14 protein-coding genes are annotated in these 17,161 nt (G+C 60.7%); 9 read left to right on the top strand and 5 right to left on the bottom strand.

Annotated features, from left to right (window positions below; translation table 11 throughout):
* The first annotated feature begins 179 nt into the window (after positions 1-179).
* Positions 180-953, top strand: coding sequence for a YkgJ family cysteine cluster protein (locus tag AWB64_RS24860; RefSeq protein ID WP_060858097.1), 774 nt, complete (start codon positions 180-182; stop codon positions 951-953).
* A 56-nt stretch (positions 954-1,009) separates the two neighbouring features.
* Here the strand turns inward: AWB64_RS24860 and ehuA are convergent, their stop codons facing one another.
* The 4 genes from ehuA to ehuB form a co-directional block, all read right to left on the bottom strand.
* Positions 1,010-1,855, bottom strand: coding sequence for an ectoine/hydroxyectoine ABC transporter ATP-binding protein EhuA (ehuA, locus tag AWB64_RS24865; protein WP_060858098.1), 846 nt, complete (start codon positions 1,853-1,855; stop codon positions 1,010-1,012).
* Positions 1,856-1,892: 37 nt separating this feature from the next.
* On the bottom strand, positions 1,893-2,552 hold the full coding sequence (gene ehuD, locus AWB64_RS24870; protein ID WP_060858099.1) for an ectoine/hydroxyectoine ABC transporter permease subunit EhuD: 660 nt from the start codon (positions 2,550-2,552) through the stop codon (positions 1,893-1,895).
* Positions 2,549-3,217, bottom strand: coding sequence for an ectoine/hydroxyectoine ABC transporter permease subunit EhuC (gene ehuC, locus AWB64_RS24875; RefSeq protein WP_060858100.1), 669 nt, complete (start codon positions 3,215-3,217; stop codon positions 2,549-2,551). The genes ehuD and ehuC overlap by 4 nt, the downstream gene beginning before the upstream one ends.
* Before the next feature lie 106 nt (positions 3,218-3,323).
* Positions 3,324-4,178, bottom strand: coding sequence for an ectoine/hydroxyectoine ABC transporter substrate-binding protein EhuB (gene ehuB, locus AWB64_RS24880; RefSeq protein ID WP_082850625.1), 855 nt, complete (start codon positions 4,176-4,178; stop codon positions 3,324-3,326).
* Positions 4,179-4,372: 194 nt separating this feature from the next.
* Here ehuB and ehuR point away from each other — a divergent pair, with 194 nt between their 5' ends.
* From ehuR to AWB64_RS24915, 7 genes are all read left to right on the top strand, one after another.
* Positions 4,373-5,770 carry a MocR-like ectoine utilization transcription factor EhuR gene (gene ehuR / locus AWB64_RS24885; RefSeq protein ID WP_060858102.1) on the top strand — a complete coding sequence of 466 codons (1,398 nt, stop codon included), beginning with the start codon at positions 4,373-4,375 and terminating at the stop codon, positions 5,768-5,770.
* Positions 5,771-5,865: 95 nt separating this feature from the next.
* The gene (gene eutB / locus AWB64_RS24890; RefSeq protein ID WP_060858103.1) at positions 5,866-6,831 is read left to right on the top strand and encodes a hydroxyectoine utilization dehydratase EutB; all 966 of its coding nucleotides are present in this window, start codon (positions 5,866-5,868) and stop codon (positions 6,829-6,831) included.
* Complete coding sequence (locus tag AWB64_RS24895) at positions 6,832-7,824, top strand: cyclodeaminase (protein WP_060858104.1); 993 nt, start codon at positions 6,832-6,834, stop codon at positions 7,822-7,824.
* A 14-nt stretch (positions 7,825-7,838) separates the two neighbouring features.
* Complete coding sequence (gene doeA, locus AWB64_RS24900; protein ID WP_060858105.1) at positions 7,839-9,059, top strand: ectoine hydrolase DoeA; 1,221 nt, start codon at positions 7,839-7,841, stop codon at positions 9,057-9,059.
* Positions 9,060-9,061: 2 nt separating this feature from the next.
* Complete coding sequence (gene doeB, locus AWB64_RS24905; RefSeq protein WP_060858106.1) at positions 9,062-10,084, top strand: N(2)-acetyl-L-2,4-diaminobutanoate deacetylase DoeB; 1,023 nt, start codon at positions 9,062-9,064, stop codon at positions 10,082-10,084.
* A 153-nt stretch (positions 10,085-10,237) separates the two neighbouring features.
* A complete protein-coding gene (locus AWB64_RS24910) occupies positions 10,238-11,722 on the top strand; it encodes an NAD-dependent succinate-semialdehyde dehydrogenase (protein WP_060858172.1) in 1,485 nt (494 codons plus the stop codon).
* Positions 11,723-11,749: 27 nt separating this feature from the next.
* Positions 11,750-13,132 carry an aspartate aminotransferase family protein gene (locus AWB64_RS24915; protein WP_060858107.1) on the top strand — a complete coding sequence of 461 codons (1,383 nt, stop codon included), beginning with the start codon at positions 11,750-11,752 and terminating at the stop codon, positions 13,130-13,132.
* 42 nt (positions 13,133-13,174) lie between these two features.
* Here the strand turns inward: AWB64_RS24915 and AWB64_RS24920 are convergent, their stop codons facing one another.
* Positions 13,175-13,462 carry a DUF6723 family protein gene (locus tag AWB64_RS24920; protein WP_060858108.1) on the bottom strand — a complete coding sequence of 96 codons (288 nt, stop codon included), beginning with the start codon at positions 13,460-13,462 and terminating at the stop codon, positions 13,175-13,177.
* A 293-nt stretch (positions 13,463-13,755) separates the two neighbouring features.
* Here AWB64_RS24920 and AWB64_RS24925 point away from each other — a divergent pair, with 293 nt between their 5' ends.
* Complete coding sequence (locus AWB64_RS24925) at positions 13,756-17,025, top strand: hybrid sensor histidine kinase/response regulator (RefSeq protein WP_060858109.1); 3,270 nt, start codon at positions 13,756-13,758, stop codon at positions 17,023-17,025.
* Positions 17,026-17,161: the final 136 nt, after the last annotated feature.

Genomic DNA, 17,161 nt, shown 5'->3' on the forward strand with positions numbered 1-17,161 from the left:
GTCACGGTCCGTGGTCCGTGCAAATGCTCGCAAAAAGAATAGAATCTGCTCGCGCTGAAATTTCCGTTGCGTTGTAACCGCTTTCCTTGAGCGGCCGAATTAGCGGGAGCGCCCTTTAAATCGGAGACGGGCAGCCTGACATTCTATTTACAGATGCCTTGCGCGAGCGGAAATAAAACATGGATATAAACTTCGAATGCACGATGTGCGGCAAGTGCTGCCACGACCTCAAGCTGCCGCTGAGCGTGGATGAAGCGCTGGTCTGGCTTGAACGCGGAGGCGACGTTCAGTTCCTGTGCGAAGCAGTTCCATGGCCTGATGAACCTGCCGAAGACAATCTGCTCGCGCAACACAAACGCCGCAGGTCGTTTGCCGCATCCAGTGGCGAATTGCCGGCTCGCATTGTGGTTGTGCTCGCCGCTGCGTTTGAGGGAGCATGTCCTCATTTGCAGGCGAATCTGAGTTGCGGCGTGTATGACCAGCGCCCGACCGTCTGCCGTATTTATCCGGCTGAAATGAATCCGTTTATTGAATTGAATCCGCAGCAGAAGGCGTGCCCGCCAGAAGCGTGGTCGCCGGACAAGCCGCTTCTGATGAGCGCGCATCGCATAGTGGATGTTCAGACCGCGGCGTTGATAGAGAAATCACGCGCGGCCGACGCAAATGATACCGGCGCGAAGGCGCTTGCCTGCAAGCATCTGGGAATCGATACAGCCGCACTCTCCAATGAAGGCCTCGCAATCCATTCGCCGCCGCGCGAACAGTCGATTGCTGCGTTGAGACTCGCCCGTGAAGCGGGCGGCGCGAGTGACCGCGTACCCGAATGGAAGGTGGCGTCGAATCGCCGGGAGACGATCGACACGCTGGTGTCGATCGGGGCGCTTGGTGTGCTGTGCACCGCGCAGGAGACTTCGTCGTTTCAATATCTTGGTTTCTTTTCTGCGTCAGCTTGAGCGTAAGCGGGTGGCATTGAACCGCATGACACGCGTTGCATTCACGCGTCCCCGCGCTAGGTCGCCTCTCGGACCGCGCGCAAGAACTGCTGCGTGCGTTCGTGCTGCGGCGAGGCGAAAAACTGCTGCGGCGGCGCCTGCTCGATGATCTTTCCCTGCGAGAAAAAGCATACCCGGTCGGCGAATTCCTTGGCGAACCCCATCTGATGCGTCACCATCAGCATTGTCAGATCGTGTTCATGCCCAAGCCTGCGAATCACATTCAGCACTTCGCCGCATAACTCGGGATCGAGCGCCGAGGTCACTTCGTCGAACAGCATGACATTCGGACGCATGGCCAGCGCGCGAGCGATCGCCACGCGCTGCTGCTGGCCGCCGGATAGTTGCGATGGGTAATGATTGCATTTGTCATCGAGGCCGACCATGGAGAGCAACTCCCGTCCGCGCTCGGTGGCATCCCGTCTGGACATGCCAAGCACACTCAACGGCGCTTCAATCGTGTTCTGCAAGGCGGTCATGTGTGGAAACAAATTAAAGCTCTGGAACACCATGCCAATCTTCCGGCGCACTTCACGCACGTGCCGCCCGGATGCGGGAACCAGTGCGCCGTTGCGGCGCATGTGGGTCAGCGGCTCGCCTTCCACTTCTATCAGGCCATCGGTCAGCGGATCGAGCGTCATCAAGACACGCAGCAGCGTGGACTTGCCGGAACCGCTCGGTCCTATGATCGCGACCTTCTCGTTGCGCGCCACCTCCAGGTCGAGCGCGTCCAGCACGGTGAGCGCGCCATAACGCTTCGTGACGCCGGCAAAGCGAACCATCGGCTGGGTGTCTTTTGCAACGGAGCCGGCGCTGAGCGCAGGGTCGAGATCCCGTTTCATCTGCTTCTCCTGAAGTTCCATCAGCGTGCTCCTGCGTGGTGATCGAGTGTCTGGCACGTCATGGCAGTCTCACCCGGCGTTCGAGATGACGCACGCCCGAGGCGAATGTCACGCTGATCAATAAAAAGAACAGGCCGGTCATGGTGATCGGTTCGAGATACCTGAACGTTTCCGAGCCGATGTTCTTCGCCTGCTGCATGAGTTCGACCACTGCGATGGCCGAGAGCACGGGCGTGTCCTTGAACATCGCGACCAGATAATTGCCCAGCGCGGGTATCACAGGACGAATGGCTTGCGGCAGGATCACGCCGCCATACGTGCGCCATGGCGACAACGATAACGCGCACGCCGCCTCCCACTGTCCGCGCGCGACGCCATTCAACCCCGCGCGATACACCTCGGACACATAGCACGCGTAGTGGATCGCTATGCCGATGGTGCCCGCGGTGAGCGCCGACATGGTGAAGCCGTAAAGCGGCGCGACATAGAAGAGGACGTAGACCTGGATCAGGAGCGGCGTGCTGCGAATGAACTCGACAATAAACCCGGTCACCCGCGAGACGGTTGCGACGGGACTGCGCCTCAGTATGGCAAGCACGAGCCCGAGCACCAGTGCAATGGCGAATCCCACGAGTGTGATGCCGATGGTGTACATCGACGCGCGCAGTAGTTCAGGCAGGATATGCAGCGCATAGTTGACGTCGAAGAATGAGTTCATTTCGCCGTCCTCAGCGCAATGCCATGACTGACCCGCCGTTCGAAATGCCGCATGATGGCTACGACCACTTGCGCCATGACGAAATAGATCACGAGCGTCAGCGCAAAGATTTCCGCGGTCTTGAAGGTGGCTTCATCGAGTTGCCGCGCGCGGAAGGTGAGGTCGGAAAGCGTGATCAGCGAAACCAGCGACGTGCCCTTCAACAGCTCGATCATCAGGTTGGTCGCGGGCGGCAGCGCATTGATCATGGCTTGTGGCAGGACAATGCGGCGCATCCGGGTGACGGCCGTCATGTTCAATGCGATTGCCGCTTCGAATTGACCGCCGGGCACGGAGCGCAGGGCGCCGCGCAGGATCTCGGAGCCGTAGGCGCCGTAATGCAGTCCGAGTCCGACTATGGCCACGGTGAAGGGCGTCAACGCAAGATTGAACGGCGGCAGCGGCAACACGAAGAACAACCAGAAAAGCTGCACGAGCAAGGAAGTGCCGCGAAACACTTCCACGTAGGCGTTCCCGATCCAGCGCAAGACCCGCCATGCCGATGTCCGGAAGATGGTGGCGACACCCGCCATCAGGATCGCCAGCAGGATGGCAAAGACGGCAATCCGGATGGTGACGAGCGTGCCTTTCATCAGCAGCGGCAGCAGTTCGTGCAAATCGCCCATGGTGTACCTCGCTAGGCTTGAAAGCGGTGCGAGCCGGCGCGTGCCGGCCCGTCGATCAGAAGCAAACAGTTTCAGTCAGAGGATCCATCCTGCATGGTTCAGGCAATCAGCCGCCGCACAACTGCGCGGTCGTCTTGTCCGGCAGGTTGCTCTTGTCGAAACCGAATGGCTCGACGGTTTTCAAATGATCGGGCGTACCGAGCCATGCGTGCAGCTGCTTGTTGACGGCGTCGCGCAGATCCGTATCGTCGGGGCGAAACGCGAGCGCGCCGTAACCCGTGTGCTTGGGGTCGTCGGTGAATTTGGGAATGGCCTCGACGCTGGGTCCCGCCTTCGCAGCAAGTCCCTTCATGGTCAACGCGGTGCCCGCTGCGGCGTCGGCACGGCCGGCGTGCACAGCCTGCAGTTGCGCGGTTGTGTCGGGTACCTGCAGCAACTGTGTGTCCTTTACGCCCGAGTCACGGGCATAACCGAGTTCCACCGATCCAGCCATCACGGCGAGTTTCGTATCAGGGTTCTTGCCGATGTCCGCATAACTTTGCAGCTTCTTGGGGTTTCCCTTCGTGGTCAGCAGCGTATCCTGGATCTGATATTGCGGATCGGCGAACGCGACCTGCTTGCAGCGTTCGGGCGTGACGTACATGCCCGCTGCAATCACGTCGAAGCGTCCCGCGCGCAGGCCGGGAATGAGCGAACCCCACTCGGTCAGGACGGCATCGACTTTCTTCACGCCGAGCTTGGCGAAGATCTTCTTCGCGATCTCCGGCGATTCACCCGTGACCGTGCCGTCCGGCGTCGTATAGGCGAATGGTGTTTCGTTGGCATACCCAATGCGCACTTCGCCCGTGCGCTGAATGCGCTGCAACGTTGTTTCGGCGCTGGCGTTGGAGGCGTGAGCGGCCAGACCCGCCGCCACGAGGGACAGCGCTCCCAGCATTGCTGACATTCTTCTGAGTTTCATGTCGATGGTTTCCCGTTGTGCTCGCGTGGTTGAGAGGATGCTCCTAAACCCTTGGTCCCAAATGAAAGACCGGGTCTCGCCGCACCGCCATGAACGCAGCATACAAAGCCATATTTTTGTTCGAATTGCTCTAGGACAATAATTTTCGCGGCCGCTTTTGCGCCACCATGTAGTGCATTGGAGGAGGGCGAAACGTGAATGAGCGATGGCGTGACGCGGTGCGCACGGTGCATGGCGTCGAGTCGAAATACAAACGTCTGGTCAAGGCAATCGCGACGGATATAGAAAGCGCGGTGCTGGTTTCCGGTACGCGGCTGCCGCCGCAGCGAGAGGTGGCGGCGGATCTTGCCATCAGCGTGCAGACCGTGACGAACGCCTACAAGGAACTGGAGCGGCAAGGACTGATCCGCTGCGAGGTCGGACGGGGCAGCTTTGTCGCGGCACGCGTGACCGAGACCATGTCGAACTACATGCTCGACACCGCCGAGCGCGAGGTGATCGATTTTTCCATCGCGCGGATCGTGCATACGCCCGAGCATGACGCCATGTGGCGCAAGGTATGCGCAACGCTCGCCACGGTCGAGGACCAGCCGTGGATTCGCGCGTTCAGGCCGATTGCGGGCTTTGAGCATCACAGGCAGGCCGGTGCCGCGTGGCTCGCGTCGCTTGGCATGCCGGCGAATCCGGAGACACTCCTGGTCACTAATGGCGCCGCGCACGGTATCTTCCTCGCGCTTGCGTCGTTCGTGGGACCCGGCGACACTGTGCTCTGCGAGAGCTTGACGGATCACGGCGTGATCGGCTCGGCGAACGTGCTCGGCTTCACGCTGAAAGGGCTCGAAAACGATGAACACGGCATACGTCCCGAACATTTCGAAGAAATGTGCGACAGCGAGCGCGTGAGCGCGCTGGTCTGCACGCCCACATTGAACAATCCGACGGTCGCCATGATGCCCGACTCGCGGCGTCGCGCGATTGCGCGCATTGCCGAGCGCTACGGCGTGTACGTTATCGAGGACGATGTCTATGGCGCGCTGCCCGCGAAGACGCAGACACCTATTTCCAGCCTGATTCCTGAGCTGTCGTTCTATTGCACGAGCATGACCAAGTCCGTGCTGACCGGCCTGCGTATCGGTTATCTCACCATGCCGCGGCGGCTCGCGCTACGCGCGGAAAGCGTGCTGCGCGTGAGTAGCTGGATGGCGACGTCGCCCATGGCCGAAGTCGCCACGCGCTGGATCATGGACGGTACGGCGCAGCATCTGGTGGCCGTGCAGCGCGAGCGTCTGGGCACACGCCAGGCCATGGTGCGTGAAGTGCTGGGCGCCTATTTGCTGGGCAGTCATCCGCAGGCATTGTCGGCATGGCTCAAGGTGCCTGACTACTGGCAGGCCGATCGCGTGACGCGGGAGTTGCGCAAGCGCGAGATAGCGGTGACGACGCCGGATCCGTTTCTGGTTCGCGGCGCGGACCGGCCGAACGCGGTGCGCCTGTGCGTGGGCGCGGAGGTGAGCGATCACACGTTCCGCACCGCGCTTGAAACCATCGGCGAGGTCTTCGAGCAGTATCCGCATGTGCATGATTTCAGCTAGACGCGCGGCTTTTCCGTGCATTGAACTAGGACATTAAAAACGCATTTTTAGGACATTAGACTCGGTCGCATCAACTTCCGGATGCGTTCGTTCATATGTCTTCTCTCACGCTTGCCGATGTCTATGCCGCACGCCGCCGCATTGAAGGCCGGGTAACGCGCACGCCGCTCATCGAGTCGGCGGCGCTTTCCCGAATCGCGGGCACCTCCGTTTATTTGAAACTCGAAACCATGCAGCCGACCGGCAGCTTCAAGCTGCGCGGCGCGACCAATGCATTGGTCGGACTTGCTGAGCGCGGCCACGGCCGGGTTGTGACTGCATCGACTGGAAACCACGGCCGCGCCGTGGCGCATGCCGCGCGCGCACTCGGAATGCAGGCGGTGGTGTGCATGTCCGCGCTGGTGCCACGCAACAAGGTCGAGGCGATCGATGCACTCGGCGCACGCGTTGTCATTGTGGGCAACAGTCAGGACGACGCGCAGGTCGAGGCACTGCGTCTGGTTCGCGAAGAAGGGTTCGTGTTCGTGCCGCCTTTCGATGACATGGACGTCATCGCGGGACAGGCGACCATTGGCGTGGAGATCATGGAATCGCTGCCGGATACCGCGGCTATCGTCGTGCCGTTGTCGGGTGGCGGTCTGTTCAGCGGCGTCGCGTTTGCCGCCAAGCGAATCCGCGACGACATTGCGATGATCGGCGTCACCATGGAACGGGGCGCCACGATGCATGCAAGTCTTGCAGCGGGCCGCCCGGTTCTCGTCGATGAAGTCGAGACCCTCGCTGACTCGCTGGGCGGCGGTATTGGCCTGGACAACCGGCACACGTTTGCATTGACGCAATCGCTCGCGGACAACGTCGTGCTGCTCGACGAAGCATCCATTGCGCGGGGCATTGTATTTGCGTATCGCGAGGAGCGTCTGGTGATGGAAGGCGCGGCGGCGGTTGGCATTGCGGCGATGCTCGACGGACGTATCGATGTTAAACGCGGCCCCGTTGTGCTGGTCATCAGCGGGGCGAACATCGATATGAACCTGCATCGCCGGTTGATCCAGGAGGCTTGAATGTCCGCCATCACGCTGCTTGGCGAAGCGCAGTTGCGCACGCTCGTGCCGCTGGATCTTGCTGCTGTCGACCAGATCGAAGCCGCGTTTCTTTCGCTTGCAACCGAAGCTGTGGCAATGCCGCCGGTGCTGCGTCTCGACCTGCCCGCGCACGCCGGCGAAGTGGACGTGAAGACTGCCTGGCTGCCACGCTTCGACAGTTTCGCGATCAAGGTCAGTCCCGGCTTTTTCAACAATCCGTCGCTTGGTTTGCCGAGTCTTAACGGCCTGATGCTGGTGTTGTCGGCGCGTACCGGATTGACCGAGGCTGTGCTGCTCGACAACGGTTATCTCACCGCTGTGAGAACGGCGGCGGCAGGGGCGGTCGCTGCCCGCTGGCTTGCCCGCAAGGACGCACGGCGCGTCGCCATCATCGGGGCAGGCGAACAGGCGCGCCTTCAGTTACAGGCGCTGCGGATGGTGCGCGACATCAATCATGTGAATGTCTGGGCAAGAGATCCGTCGCGTGCACGAAGCCTTGCTGAAGCGGTTCGAGACGTTCCTTGCGAGGTCTCGGCGACTGTGCACGAAGCACTCGCGCAAGCGGATATAGCGATCACCACTACGCCGAGCCGCACGCCGCTCATTGGCGCCGAGGACCTGCATCCAGGTCTGCACATCACCGCGATGGGATCGGACGCCGAGCACAAGAACGAGCTCACGCCCGGCGTCATTGCGGCCGCTACCTACGTTTGCGACCGGCTGCGGCAGACGCGTGTGCTTGGCGAACTGCATCACGCAATCGAGACGGGCGTTGTTAGCGGCGACGCGGTTTTTGCCGAACTGGGACAAGTCATCGCGGGTACGCATGAAGGACGTACGCACGATGCGCAGATCACCGTCTGCGACCTTACCGGCACGGGCGCGCAGGACACCGCCATCGCGGTCCTGGCGCTGCAACGCGCCCGTGCGTTGAATGCAGGAACCATCTTTGGCAACGATTTGGCGCTCTGAGAAGGAAGAGGACGATGTCAACAACGACGAACGTGCAAGAACCGACACGAGAGGTTACCCCTCGCCTGTCGTTCGAGCGAAGCGAATATGACGCACGCATTGCCAAGACGCGGCACGCAATGCAAAAGGCCGGGGTCGATCTTCTGATCGTTTCCGACCCGACCAACATGGGCTGGCTCACGGGTTACGACGGCTGGTCGTTCTACGTGCACCAATGTGTGCTGCTTGCAATGGAAGGCGAGCCTGTGTGGTTCGGGCGCGGACAGGACGCGAATGGAGCGAAGCGCACCACGTTCATGCAGCACGACCAGATAGTTGGATATCCTGACCATTACGTTCAGTCGCAAGTCCGTCATCCAATGGACTTTCTTGCGAGCGAAGTGATCAGGGCGCGCGGTTGGGAGAACCGCCGTATTGGCGTGGAACTGGACAACTACTATTTCAGCGCGGCCGCTTATGCATCGCTCGTGCGGCACTTGCCTCACGCGAACTGGGTCGATGCAACGGGACTTGTGAACTGGCAACGCGCGGTCAAGTCGTCGCGGGAAATCGAGTACATGCGCGTGGCCGCGCGGATTGTCGAGAAAATGCATGCGCGTATTCTGGACAAGGTCGAGCCAGGCATGCGCAAGAGCGATCTGGTTGCGGAGATCTATTCGGCGGGCATTACGGGAATAGAAGGACATGGCGGTGATTATCCCGCCATCGTGCCCTTGCTGCCGACCGGTTCCGACGCCGCCGCGCCGCATCTTACGTGGGACGATTCGAAGTTCACCACGAACGCAGGCACGTTCTTCGAGATTGCCGGCTGCTTCAGGCGCTATCACTGTCCCCAGTCGCGCACAGTCTATCTCGGGCGGCCGCCACGGCACTTCATTGAAGCTGAGAAGGCCGTGGTCGAAGGCATTGAAGCGGGCCTTGCGGCGGCGAAGCCCGGCAACCTTTGTGAAGACATCGCCCATGCGTTTTTTGCGGTGTTGCGTAAATCGGGAATCGAGAAGGACAGCCGCTGCGGTTATCCCATCGGCGCAAGTTATCCGCCGGACTGGGGCGAGCGCACCATGAGCCTGCGTCCGGGGGACAAGACGGTCCTCGAACCGGGCATGACATTTCACTTCATGCCCGGGTTGTGGCTCGACGACTGGGGGCTGGAAATCACGGAAAGCATCCTGATTACGCACTCGGGCGTCGAGACCTTCTGCAATACGCCTCGTCAATTGTTCGTGAAGGAGTAGCAATGCGTGCGTCACCCATTACGCCGACCGTGGATCTTTCCGCTGATGGCGAGCAGCACGGTTTTCTCAAGCTGCCGTATTCCCGCGATGACTCCGCGTGGGGCGCGATCATGATTCCAATGACGGTCGTCAAGCGCGGCGAGGGGCCGACCGTACTGCTGACCGGCGGCAATCATGGCGATGAATACGAAGGCCCGATTGCGCTGTCCAAGCTTGCATCCACGCTCAAGGATAGCGATGTGACAGGACGCGTGATCATTGTGCCCTTCATGAACTATCCGGCGTTTGCGGCAGGCAAGCGCACGTCATCGGTGGATTCCGGGAACCTGAACCGGAGCTTCCCCGGCAAGCCCGATGGCACTGTGACAGAGAAGATCGCCGACTATTTTCAGCGTCACTTGCTGCCGCTCGCCGACTACGTGCTCGATATTCACGCCGGTGGCCGCACGCTCGATTTCCTGCCGTTCGCCGCCATTCACGTCTTGCCCGACGCCCAGCAGCAGTCGCGTTGCGAAGCCGCCATGCGTGCATTCGGCGCACCGTATTCCATGCACATGCTCGAACTGGACAGCGTTGGCTTGTTCGACTCGGCGGTGGAGGAAGCGGGCAAGGTATTTGTTTCGACCGAACTCGGCGGCGGCGGTACGGCGACGGCGGCGAGTATCGCGATTGCCGAGCGCGGCGTGCATGGCTTTCTCGCGCATGCCGGGGTGATCGCTCATGGTGATTCCGGGAACGTTCGCCGCACGACGACACTGCTCGATATGCCCGACGGCACGTGCTACACCACCAGCGAACACAGCGGTTTGCTCGAAATGTGCCATGAATTAGGGGATTTTGTGAAAGAAGGCGACGTGCTCGCGCGTGTCTACGATGCCACGCGTACCGGCGCGGCGCCCGTCGAATACATCGCGCGCCGTTGTGGCTTGCTGGCCGCAAGGCATTTTCCCGGACTCGTGCAAATTGGCGATACGGTGGCCGTGGTGGCGGATGTCATCGAAGAGAATATTCCTGCAGGTGTCTAGCGTCTCGAAAGCGGTCAAAAAACAGCGACAGGAAAATCTCGCGGCAACGCATTGAAGAACAGAAAAAACACCAACCGGAAGTCGCGCACTCAAAAAAATCCTATGGCGGCGGGAGTGACAATGAAGGCAGTTCAGTGCAATCAGGAGCTTTTCATGATGCTGGGTCATCCGGTACTTTTCAAATCGCTGTGCTATGTCGATGGCCGCTGGGTCCACAGCGACAGCGCGTCGACCGTGGCCGTGCAAAATTCCGCGGATCAGGAAGTGATCGGCCATGTGCCCATGCTTGATCGCCCGCAAATAGAAGCCGCTGTGGCCGCTGCGCAGCGCGCGTTCGAATCCTGGCGATGGGTGCCGCAAGAGCGACGCAGTGCAATCCTGCTGCGCTGGCATGAGCTGATCCTGCGCCACCAGAACGACCTTGCAGGCATCTTGTCGCTGGAGCAGGGCAAGCCGCTGGCGGAATCGAAGGGTGAAATCGCGTATGCGGCGAGTTTTGTGGAATGGTATGCGAACGATGCCAAACGGCTCGCCGGCCGCACGATTCCATCGCATATCAACGGCGCGTTCCTCGGCACCGTCATGGAACCTGTCGGTGTCGCGGCGCTGATCACGCCGTGGAATTTCCCGGTCGCGATGATCACGCGCAAGGCCGCCGCCGCCCTTGCCGCGGGATGCACGGCGATCGTCAAGCCTGCGCACGAGACGCCTTACTCGGCACTTGCGCTCGCACAACTCGCGGAAGAAGCGGGCTTCCCCGCAGGCGTTTTCAACGTTGTGCTGGGCGAACCGCAAATGGCGATGGAAACCCTGGTACGCGATGTCCGCGTGCGCGCCGTGAGTTTCACTGGATCGACACGCGTTGGTGGGCTGGTCGCGCGGGCGGCCACCGAGTCCGGCATAAAGAAACTTGCGCTGGAACTGGGCGGCAACGCGCCGTTTATCGTGACGGAAGATGCCGATCTGGACCAGGCTGTTCGCGTGGCGACCGGTGCGAAGTTCCAGACTTCGGGGCAGGACTGCTGCGCGGCGAACCGTATTTTCGTGGCCGCGCCGCTGTATGAGCGCTTTATCGATCAGTACAGCAACGCCGTGCGCGCGCTGAAAGTCGGCGCGGCTTTTGACGCGGACGTACAGGTCGGTCCGCTCATGCATCAGGCTGCCTTCAATGCCACTGCCGAGCGCGTAGCCGACGCCGTATCCAAAGGCGCGCGCGTAACGGCGGGTGGTTACGCTCATGCGCGGGGCGGCTGGTTTTATGAACCCACGGTCATTGCGGACGCGGCGCCGGGCATGCGCATTTACGACGAAGAAAACTTCGCGCCCATATCGGCGGTCTGCTCCTTCGACACGCTTGATGAAGTAGTCGCGAAAGCCAACGATACCGAGCATGGCCTTGCCGCCTACATTTGCGCGACGCGTATGGACACCATCTTTCAACTGGTGCGCCGGCTTGACTTTGCAATGGTCTCGGTGAACGGCGTGAAATTCACGGGCGCGCCCGTTCCCTTCGGCGGGATGAAGGCATCAGGGCTCGGCCGTGAAGGTGGCGCGGAAGGTTTCGAGCCTTTTGTGGAAACCAAATATTTTTGCCTGGGCAATCTCGGGCTGCCGGTTACAGCCGCGGCAACGGCTTGATTGAATCAACAGAAAAGGAGTATTCCCATGCAGCAACTAGAACAACTTTTCACCGAAGACCGCGCGCACTTCATGCACCCTTCGACCCACGCGCACGATCACGCAAGCGGCGCGCTTCCGGGCAAGATCATCAAGGGTGCTAACGGTATTCGAATCGAGGACCACGAGGGCAAAAGCTACATCGACGCCTTCGCCGGTCTCTACTGCGTGAACATTGGCTACGGGCGCACGGAGGTGGCGGACGCCATCTACGAACAGGCGAAAAAGCTCGCCTATTACCATACCTACGTAGGTCATTCGACCGACACGATCATCGAGTTGTCGTCGCGGATTATCGACTGGTCGCCGGCGGGCATGAAGAAGGTCTACTACGGCATGTCCGGTTCGGACGCGAACGAAACGCAGATCAAGATTGTCTGGTATTACAACAACGTACTCGGGCGTCCGAACAAGAAGAAGATCATCTCGCGCGAGCGTGGCTATCATGGTTCGGGCATCGTCACGGGCAGCCTTACCGGCTTGCCGAGCTTCCACCAGCATTTCGACCTCCCCATCGACCGTGTGAAACATACCGTGTGTCCGCATTGGTATCGTCAAGCGCCTGCGGGCATGAGCGAAACGCAGTTCGTTGCGTATTGCGCCGATGAACTTGAAAAGCTGATCGCGCGTGAAGGCGCGGACACCATTGCGGCGTTTATCGGTGAGCCGGTCATGGGAACAGGCGGGATCATTACACCGCCAGAAGGGTATTGGGCCGCGATCCAGCAGGTGCTGAAGAAGCATGACATCCTGCTGATCTCCGACGAAGTGGTATGCGGCTTCGGCCGGCTGGGCTCGAAGATGGGCGCGCAGCACTACGGCATGGAGCCGGATCTGATTACCATCGCCAAGGGTTTGACGAGCGCGTATGCACCGCTCTCGGGTGTGATCGTGGGCGAGCGCGTATGGGATGTGATCGACAAGGGCTCACAGGAACATGGTCCGATGGGACATGGCTGGACTTATTCGGGCCACCCCATCTGCGCGGCGGCGGCAATTGCGAACCTGAACATCCTGGAGCGGGAAAACCTGACGAAGAATGCGGCGGACGTCGGCGCGTATCTCGGTGCTCAGTTGCATGCGGCGTTCGACCAGCATCCGCTGGTTGGCGAAGTGCGCAATACCGGCATGCTGGCGGCGCTGGAATTCATGGCGGACAAGGAAGGCTGCAAGCCTTTCGATGCAGCGCTGAAAATCGGCCCGAAAGTATCCGCGGCCGCTTTGAAGCGTGGCGTGATTGCACGCGCGATGCCGCACGGCGACATTCTCGGCTTTGCGCCGCCGTTGGTCACCACGCGGGCGGATGTCGATGAGATCGTGGGGATCGTAAGACAGGCGGTAGACGAAGTCGCGACGCAGGCCATCGCCTGATCAAACTTGCCGGGTTCGCCCGGCTTTTTTTATTACCTGTGCTCAGGACTCCGGATTGGCAATATCGCTCCTCACAATAAGTTCGCCATGACGAACCGCTGCCTCCCGCGCTTCCTGCCGGGAAGGATAAGGCCCAAGAACAGGCGCGCCCTGAAACGGAAACAGCATGCGGCCGTCGGTCTTCCGGATGACCTTCAGCGTGCCGACGAACAAGCCCCCCGCATTGATCTGATACGACGCATAAATGGCAAAATCCTCGGCGCTCATGGCGGCGCCCGGAGGTCTGCTCCTGAGCTGGTTCACTGATAAAACGAGTTTCGGTTTCTTCATCGTGGTAGCTTCGTTTCCAGCAGTTTTTGTCTGACATTACAATGCGGGATCCAGTCGCGTGGCAGTCTTGCTATAGCAATCGTCAGGCCGCTCCCGGCACAATTCATGGACTTGCTGGCGTTGCTGATTTAGTCTCTGCATTACGGCGAGTCGGGCATTTTTACAGCCGCGCGACAATAGGAACGCTGAGATTGGCGCAGGTAGAATGAGGCGCGATAACGGTCCTTCAGACCTTTCGAATTCAGTAACTTGCTCCGTGACCAACACTGCTCCGTTACTAAACACGCCGCCTCATGAACGACAGACAATCCACCGACAGCCCCCTTCACACCTTCCTCGCCGGAGGCGGCGAAGTTGCAAGAATCATTGCATCGAAGGATTGGACGCATTCCCCGCTGGGCCCTATCTCCGCTTGGTCGAAGACGCTCACGAGCACCGTCTCGCTGATTCTGCAATCGCCTGTGCCTATCGTGACCTTGTGGGGCGAAGAAGGCGTCATGCTCTATAACGACGCGTATTCCGTGTTCGCCGGCGGCCGTCATCCGCAACTGCTTGGGTCGAACGTGCGTGAAGGCTGGTCGGAGATCGCGGATTTCAACGACAACGTCATGAAAGTCGGACTGTCCGGCCGGACGCTGCGCTACGAGGACCAGGAACTTACGCTGCACCGGCATGGCCGTGGCGAACAGGTGTGGATGAACCTGGACTACTCGCCCATACTTGGGGAAGACGGTGTTCCGGCCGGCGTGATCGCAATCGTGGTGGAGACAACCGCGAAGGTGCGCGCGGAGCGCTGGCTTAGCGGCGAGCGTGAACGCCTGCGCCGGATGTTCGAGCAGGCACCCGGTTTCATGGCCATGTTGACGGGGCCGGCTCACGTCTTCGAGCTGACGAACGCCGCCTTCACGCAACTGGTGGGCGATCGGACTATCCTCGGGAAAGCCGTCCAGGAAGGATTGCCGGAACTCGAGAAGCAGGGTTTCGTCGAGATACTGGATCGGGTCTATGCCTCCGGCAGTCCGATCTCGGGTACGGCGCAAGCCATCATGCTGAACCGGCTGCCCCAGGCGCCTGCCGAACAGCGTTACGTCGACTTTGTTTATCAGCCGGTACGCAACGAAGCGGGCGAGGTGATCGGTATCTTCATTCAGGGAACCGATGTCACGGACCGGCTGATCGCGGAACGCGCGGTCCATGAAAGCGAAGAGAAATTCCGCACCTTTGCACAGGCAATGCCCAACCAGGTCTGGGCGGCTCGCAGCAATGGCGAATTCGAGTGGTTCAACGACCGCGTCTACGAATACAGCGGCGTAGCGCGCAACAGCCTGGACGGGGAGGCGTGGACGGCGATCATCCATCCCGACGACCTGCGGGCCGCCGCGGGCCAGTGGCGCGAGGCGGTGGCGTCGGGCACGACCTACGAGTGCGAGTTCCGCATCCGTCAGGCTGACGGCGTGTACCGGTGGCATCTCGCCCGAGCGCTGCCCATTCACGACAACGCCGGCTATATTGCGCGCTGGGTCGGGACGAACACGGATATCGAAGACCAGAAATCCGCGGCCCGCGCGCTCGAGCGCCTGAACAAGGCGCTCGAGCAGCAAGTGGCGGAAAGCATCGCAGATCGCGACCGCATGTGGCGGCTCTCGACCGACATCATGCTCGTCGCGGATTTCGAGGCGAACATTGTCTCCGTGAATCCCGCATGGACGCAGCTTCTCGGCTGGGACGAAAAGGCCATGCTTGGCCGTTCGTTCCTCGACTTCGTGCATCCCGAGGACCGGGCCGGCACGCTCAGGGAAGTGGCCGAGTTGAGCGAGGGAGTGCGCACATTCAAGTTCGTCAACCGATACCAGCGGCACGATGGCTCGTACGTCACGCTTTCGTGGACGGCCGTGCCGGACGAGCGTTTCATTCATGCGGTCGGCCGCGATATCACCGCGGATCGCGAGGCGGCAGAAGCGCTGCGACGCACCGAACTCGCGCTCCAGCAATCGCAGAAAATGGAGACCATCGGCAAGCTGACGGGTGGCGTGGCGCACGACTTCAACAACTTGCTGCAGGTCATTTCCGGCAATCTCCAGTTGCTTGCAGCGGATGTCGCGGGCAGCGAAAGGGCCGAACGGCGCTTGTCCAACGCGATCGCGGGCGTGAATCGCGGAGCGAAGCTCGCAAGCCATCTGCTGGCGTTCGGACGGCGCCAGGCGCTTGAACCCAGGACGATCAAGATCGGGCGGCTGATCGCGGGAATGGAGGACATGCTGCGGCGCAGCCTTGGCGAAGCGATCGAAATAGAAACGGTGGTTTCGGCAGGGCTATGGAATACGTTCGTCGATCCTGCGCAAGTCGAAAACGCGCTTCTCAATCTTGCGATCAACGCGCGCGACGCCATGGACAATTCGGGCAAGCTGACGCTTGAAGTCGGCAACGCGCTGCTCGACGACGCCTACGCCCGGGATCACGCCGAAGTGACGCCGGGCCAGTATGTGATGCTCGCCGTCACCGATACCGGTTGTGGCATGACGCCTGAAGTCCTGTCGCAAGCCTACGAACCTTTCTTCTCGACGAAACCTGAAGGCAAGGGATCGGGACTCGGACTTTCGATGGTCTATGGCTTCGTCAAGCAGTCCGGCGGCCATGTGAAGATCTACAGCGAACCCGGCCATGGCACGACAGTGAAGCTCTATTTGCCGCGCACGCACGACAAGGTGGACGTAGGCATCACCGCGGAGATGGCGCCGGTGCTTGGAGGCGAAGAGACCATCCTCGTCGCCGAGGACGACGAACAGGTCCGCGCGACGGTCGTGGAGATGCTTTCGGAGCTTGGGTATCGCGTGCTCAAGGCCAACGACGCCAGCAGCGCCCTCGCCATCATCGATAGCGGCATGCCTATCGACCTGTTGTTCACCGACGTAGTCATGCCCGGCCCGCTGCGCAGTCCGGAACTCGCACGCAAAGCGCGTGAGCGCGTGCCCGGTATCGCCGTGCTGTTTACCTCCGGCTACACGGAGAATGCCATCGTGCATGGCGGCCGGCTGGATGCGGGTGTCGAATTGCTGAGCAAGCCTTATACGCGCGAGGCACTGGCGAGAAAGCTCCGGCATGTGTTGTCGAATCAACGGCAGCGTGTATCCAGCGCTGCGGCGCATGCGCCGGGATTGCCCCGGGCGCTGTCGACGACGGGTCTGACGGCTGACGCAAGTTCGCAGCCCGTGCGCGTGCGCCATATCCTGTTCGTTGAAGACGACGAACTCGTTCGCTCGATCACCGGCGAACTGTTCGAGGCGCTCGGACACGTCGTTCACCAAGCGGGTGACGGGACGGCCGCTCTCGCGTTGCTGCAGAAGGAACATGTCGACTTGCTGATCACGGATGTAGGACTTCCGGGTATGTCCGGCGAGGAACTTGCGTTGCGCGTGCGTGCGATGCGAAGTGAACTGGATGTGATTTTCGCGACCGGCGACCATAATCATGTGTCCAGCGTGCCAGGCGCCATGTTCCTGACCAAGCCCTACGATACGGTCAGCATTGAAGCAATCTTGCGGCGGCTCAGGAAGTCTGATTAGAGGGATCGATTCCGGGAACTCGCCGCTGAACTATGAGGCTGACCTCGGCCATTGCCGCAGCGCTTTCGGCCGTCTTTCATGTTCAGTACACCCTCCTTAGAGAAGGTTTGCCATTTGTGAGCCTATCCTGCTAAAG

The sequence above is a fragment of the Caballeronia sordidicola genome (assembly GCF_001544455.2).
Taxonomy (GTDB): domain Bacteria; phylum Pseudomonadota; class Gammaproteobacteria; order Burkholderiales; family Burkholderiaceae; genus Caballeronia; species Caballeronia sordidicola.

Excerpts from the sequence above, each read along its gene's own strand:
- eutB (WP_060858103.1), top strand. The coding sequence starts at position 5,866 with ATGTCTTCTCTCACGCTTGCCGATGTCTATGCCGCACGCCGCCGCATT.
- ehuA (WP_060858098.1), bottom strand. The coding sequence starts at position 1,855 with ATGGAACTTCAGGAGAAGCAGATGAAACGGGATCTCGACCCTGCGCTC.
- ehuB (WP_082850625.1), bottom strand. The coding sequence starts at position 4,178 with ATGAAACTCAGAAGAATGTCAGCAATGCTGGGAGCGCTGTCCCTCGTG.
- ehuC (WP_060858100.1), bottom strand. The coding sequence starts at position 3,217 with ATGGGCGATTTGCACGAACTGCTGCCGCTGCTGATGAAAGGCACGCTC.
- AWB64_RS24910 (WP_060858172.1), top strand. The coding sequence starts at position 10,238 with ATGATGCTGGGTCATCCGGTACTTTTCAAATCGCTGTGCTATGTCGAT.
- ehuD (WP_060858099.1), bottom strand. The coding sequence starts at position 2,552 with ATGAACTCATTCTTCGACGTCAACTATGCGCTGCATATCCTGCCTGAA.
- AWB64_RS24920 (WP_060858108.1), bottom strand. The coding sequence starts at position 13,462 with ATGAAGAAACCGAAACTCGTTTTATCAGTGAACCAGCTCAGGAGCAGA.
- doeA (WP_060858105.1), top strand. The coding sequence starts at position 7,839 with ATGTCAACAACGACGAACGTGCAAGAACCGACACGAGAGGTTACCCCT.
- AWB64_RS24925 (WP_060858109.1), top strand. The coding sequence starts at position 13,756 with ATGAACGACAGACAATCCACCGACAGCCCCCTTCACACCTTCCTCGCC.
- AWB64_RS24915 (WP_060858107.1), top strand. The coding sequence starts at position 11,750 with ATGCAGCAACTAGAACAACTTTTCACCGAAGACCGCGCGCACTTCATG.
- AWB64_RS24860 (WP_060858097.1), top strand. The coding sequence starts at position 180 with ATGGATATAAACTTCGAATGCACGATGTGCGGCAAGTGCTGCCACGAC.
- doeB (WP_060858106.1), top strand. The coding sequence starts at position 9,062 with ATGCGTGCGTCACCCATTACGCCGACCGTGGATCTTTCCGCTGATGGC.
- AWB64_RS24895 (WP_060858104.1), top strand. The coding sequence starts at position 6,832 with ATGTCCGCCATCACGCTGCTTGGCGAAGCGCAGTTGCGCACGCTCGTG.